The sequence below is a fragment of the Nocardioides sp. genome (assembly GCF_035703625.1).
Classification (GTDB): domain Bacteria; phylum Actinomycetota; class Actinomycetes; order Propionibacteriales; family Nocardioidaceae; genus Nocardioides.
The window spans coordinates 1-3,788 of sequence record NZ_DASSXS010000152.1; the positions used below are offsets into that span (position 1 = coordinate 1).

The 3,788-nt window shown below is 69.4% G+C and carries 5 protein-coding genes; 2 read left to right on the forward strand and 3 right to left on the reverse strand.

Annotated elements, in window-relative coordinates; translation table 11 throughout:
• On the reverse strand, window positions 1-822 hold an 822-nt coding region (locus tag VFN12_RS07365; RefSeq protein WP_325117981.1), incomplete at its 3' end, for a lipid-transfer protein.
• A 10-nt stretch (window positions 823-832) separates the two neighbouring features.
• Window positions 833-1,798 carry a Zn-ribbon domain-containing OB-fold protein gene (locus VFN12_RS07370; RefSeq protein ID WP_325117982.1) on the reverse strand — a complete coding sequence of 322 codons (966 nt, stop codon included), beginning with the start codon at window positions 1,796-1,798 and terminating at the stop codon, window positions 833-835.
• Window positions 1,799-1,842: 44 nt separating this feature from the next.
• Between VFN12_RS07370 and VFN12_RS07375 the strand changes: the two genes are divergently transcribed.
• Window positions 1,843-2,886 (forward strand): LLM class F420-dependent oxidoreductase, encoded by a 1,044-nt coding sequence (locus tag VFN12_RS07375; protein WP_325117983.1) that lies wholly within the window; start codon window positions 1,843-1,845, stop codon window positions 2,884-2,886.
• 103 nt (window positions 2,887-2,989) lie between these two features.
• Here the strand turns inward: VFN12_RS07375 and VFN12_RS07380 are convergent, their stop codons facing one another.
• On the reverse strand, window positions 2,990-3,193 hold the full coding sequence (locus VFN12_RS07380) for a cold-shock protein (RefSeq protein ID WP_325117984.1): 204 nt from the start codon (window positions 3,191-3,193) through the stop codon (window positions 2,990-2,992).
• 321 nt (window positions 3,194-3,514) lie between these two features.
• Between VFN12_RS07380 and VFN12_RS07385 the strand changes: the two genes are divergently transcribed.
• Window positions 3,515-3,788 (forward strand): AMP-binding protein (locus VFN12_RS07385; protein WP_325117985.1); only part of this gene is annotated, 274 nt, incomplete at its 3' end.

Sequence of the window (3,788 nt, forward strand, 5' to 3'; positions counted from 1 at the left end):
GAACGGCGCATGCAGCTCGGCCACCTCGACACCGACCACTCGGGCGGCCTCGCCGGCGCGAGCCGCCGAGGGGGAGCGGGTCAGGTCCCGGCCGCCGAGCTGGAGGGCGTCGGCGTTGTGGGCGAACCCGGAGATCCAGGCCGGCCGCTCGACGGCGTCGTAGGCGCGGTCACCGGCGGCCAGCACGATCGCGGCCGCGCCGTCGGTGACCGGGGCGCAGTCGTGCTTGCGCAGCGGGTCGGCGTACATCGGCCGGGCCAGCAGCTCCTCGATGGAGGAGCCGCCCTTGCGGATGGCGTAGTCGTTCTTCTCGGCGTCGGTGAGCGACCGGTTCGCGACCTCGGCCATGGCCCGCTCGTCCCACAGCCCGGTGTCGATGCCGGCCCTGGCCTGCAGCCCGGCCAGCGACACGGTGTCGGGCCACAGCGGCGTCATCGTGTACGGGTCGAGCTGGAGTGCCAGGGTCCGCCGGAGCACGCCGGCCGAGGACTTTCCGAAGCCGTAGACGAGCGCGGTGTCGACCTCGCCGGTCTGGATCTTGATCCACGCCTCGTACAACGCCCAGGCGGCGTCCATCTCGACGTGGGACTCGTTGACCGGCGGGATCACCCCGATCGCGTCGACGGCCGACACGAACGAGAAGGACCGCCCGGCGAGGTAGTCGGAGGATCCGGAGCACCAGAAGCCGATGTCCTTGCGGGTGAAGCCGGTCTGCTCGTAGCAGTCGGCCAGGATCGGGACGAGCAGCTCGACGCAGGTGGGCGACCCGTCGAACTCGGCCATCTGTCGCTGGGCGAACCCCACGACCGCTACGTCTCTCATCGGGTTCCTCTCACAGGTGCACCTTGTAGGTCTCGTAGTCGGCGTCCGGCTCGCCGGTCGGCGCGAAGTGACTGATGTTCTCGATCGTGGTGCCCCACTCCTCGCGTGGCTTCCACACGGCCTTGACCCGCATCCCCATCCGGACCTCCTCGGCCGGGATGTCGAGGATCAGGTGGAGGAACGCGATGTCCGCGCCGTCGAGCAGCACGTACGCCGACACGTAGGGCGGCGTGATCTTCTGCCCCAGGAAGGGCACGTTGACGATGCAGAACGTGGTGACGGTGCCGGTGTGGCCGAGCTCGACCTCGTCCGTGGTGGCCACGCCGTCGACCGGGCAGGCACTGCGCGGCGGGACGTAGACCTTGTGGCAGGCCGGGCAGCGCTGGCCGAGGATCCGGCCGTCCTGCAGCCCGCGGTAGAACGCGGACTCCTCGGGGGAGGCGGCGTAGAGGTAGTCGAGCTCGACGGGGGTGATGATCCCGGTCACGGGAGGCGCCTCGGGTTCCGGGGTTTCGAGGACGCTCGCTGGCGCTCGCTGCTCAACCACTGGTTCCAGGCACGCGATGTCGGTGATCACCCCGACCCGTTCCTCGGCCCAGCGGACCCGCACCCGCATCCCGGTCTCGACGTCGTCGGGGGAGGCGACGTCGAGCGCGTGGAGCAGCGTTCCGTCGGCGCCGTCGAGCCTCACCTGGACCCATGCGAACGGCCGGTCGAGGGGCTGGCCGGCGACCGGCTCCGGGCACCACGACCAGGCGGTGACGGTCCCGACCGGGGCGACCTCGACGAAGTCGGTGGTCGGCTGGTGGGTGTCGGGGTCGAACTCCGCCGGCGGCACGAGCACCTGACCGGACGACGTACGGCCGCCCACCACCACGCCGTCGCGCAGGCCGGTGAAGAATCGGCCCAGCACCGGTCCTGTCGACCTGGTGTAGTCGAAGGCCACGGTGACCGGTGCTTGCAATGTCCGTGTCATGCGACGAAACTAGAACAGGTTCTATTCCACTGGCAAGGAGAAGGATGAAACTCGGACTGCAGCTGGGCTACTGGGGAGCCGGCCCGCCGGCCAACCACCGCGAGCTGGTGGCCGCAGCGGAGGAGTCCGGGTTCGACGCGATCTTCACCGCCGAGGCGTGGGGCTCCGACGCGTTCACCCCCCTGGCCTGGTGGGGCCGGGAGACCACCCGACTGCGGCTCGGCACCTCGATCGTGCAGATGAGCGGGCGTTCGCCGACCTCGATCGCGATGCACGCCCTGACGCTCGACCACCTCAGCAACGGCCGGGTGGTCCTGGGCATGGGCGTGAGCGGTCCGCAGGTGGTGGAGGGGTGGTACGGCCAGCCGTTCTCCAAGCCGCTCGCCCGCACCCGCGAGGTCGTCGACATCATCCGCCAGGTGCTCGCCCGCGAGGCGCCGGTGACCAACGACGGGCCGCACTACCCGCTGCCCTACACCGGCGAGGGCGCGGTGGGCCTGGGCAAGCCGCTCAAGCCGATCGTCCACCCCCTGCGCTCGGACATCCCGATCTGGCTCGGCGCCGAGGGGCCCAGGAACGTCGCCCAGACGGCCGAGATCGCCGATGGCTGGATCCCGATCTTCTACACCCCCAAGTCGGCGGGAATGTACGGCCCGTGGCTCGACGAGGGCTTCGCCCGCGAGGGCGCCCGCCGCACCCGAGCCGACTTCGAGATCGCGGCCACCTGCCACGTCCAGATCGTCAAGGACGCCGCCGAGAAGGCCGCCGTCATCAACGGGCTCAAGCCGGTCGTGGCGCTCTACATGGGCGGCATGGGCGCCAAGGAGCAGAACTTCCACAAGCAGGTCTTCGACCGCATGGGCTACGAGGCGATCACCGGCCAGGTCCAGGAGCTCTACCTTGGCGGCAAGAAGGACGAGGCCACCGCGCTGATCCCCGACGAGCTCGTCGACGACATGCATATCATCGGCACCGAGGGCGAGGTCAAGGAGACCGTGGCCGCCTGGGAGGAGACCGGGGTGACCACCTTGATGCTCAGCTGTGGCTCGGCCGACGAGGTACGCCGGATCGCGGAGGTCGTGGCGTAGGCGCTCTGGGGTCTGCGTCGGGCATTCCGCCGCGTGGATGCGGTCCTGGACCACACGCACGAAGGGCCCCGACCGCGTGTGCGGTCGGGGCCCGTCGGGGAAATCAGGAGACGCGGACGTTCTCGGCCTGCGGCCCCTTGGGGCCCTGGGTGAGGTCGAACTCGACCTTCTGGTTCTCGTCGAGCGACTTGTAGCCGCCGGACTGAATGGCGGAGAAGTGGACGAATACGTCCTCGCCGCCGCCATCCTGCGCGATGAAGCCGAAACCCTTTTCGGCGTTGAACCACTTGACGGTTCCCTGAGCCATGATCTTTTCCTTTGTTTCGTGCCGGGGGCAATGTGCCCCCGGGCCGCTCAAGACATCTACCTGTGCTGATGTCCAGCGAACCGAAAACCAGGAGTACGAGATACAAGCCGCACATCGTGCGCGGCCAGGACGGCTGGCAGCGCCGACCCTTCAACAAGACCCACGATAGGGCATCGGGTGCGTTCTGACTGGTTCCGCGCAGCCGACGCGTGCCCGTGTGGTCGACCAGGTAGAACGCCCCGGGCGGGTCACGCCGGACGTGGATGCCGGATGGCGGGCCGGGCGTTGCCGCAAACTGGAACACGTTCTAGTCTGCCGTCCATGGCAGAACTGCGAACCGCACCCCACAACGGACACCTGATGGTGGCGGCGCTGAAGCGTCACGGCGACAAGCCGGTGATGCATCTCGGCGACACCACGCTGACCGGGCGCGAGACCGCCGAACGGATCAGCCAGTACGTCCAGGCCTTCGAGGCCCTCGGTGCCGGCACCGGGTCTCACGCCGCCCTGCTCGCGCTCAACCGGCCCGAGGTGCTCTTCATCCTCGGAGCCGGCCAGACCCAGGGCTTCCGGCGGACCTCCCTGCATCCCCTGG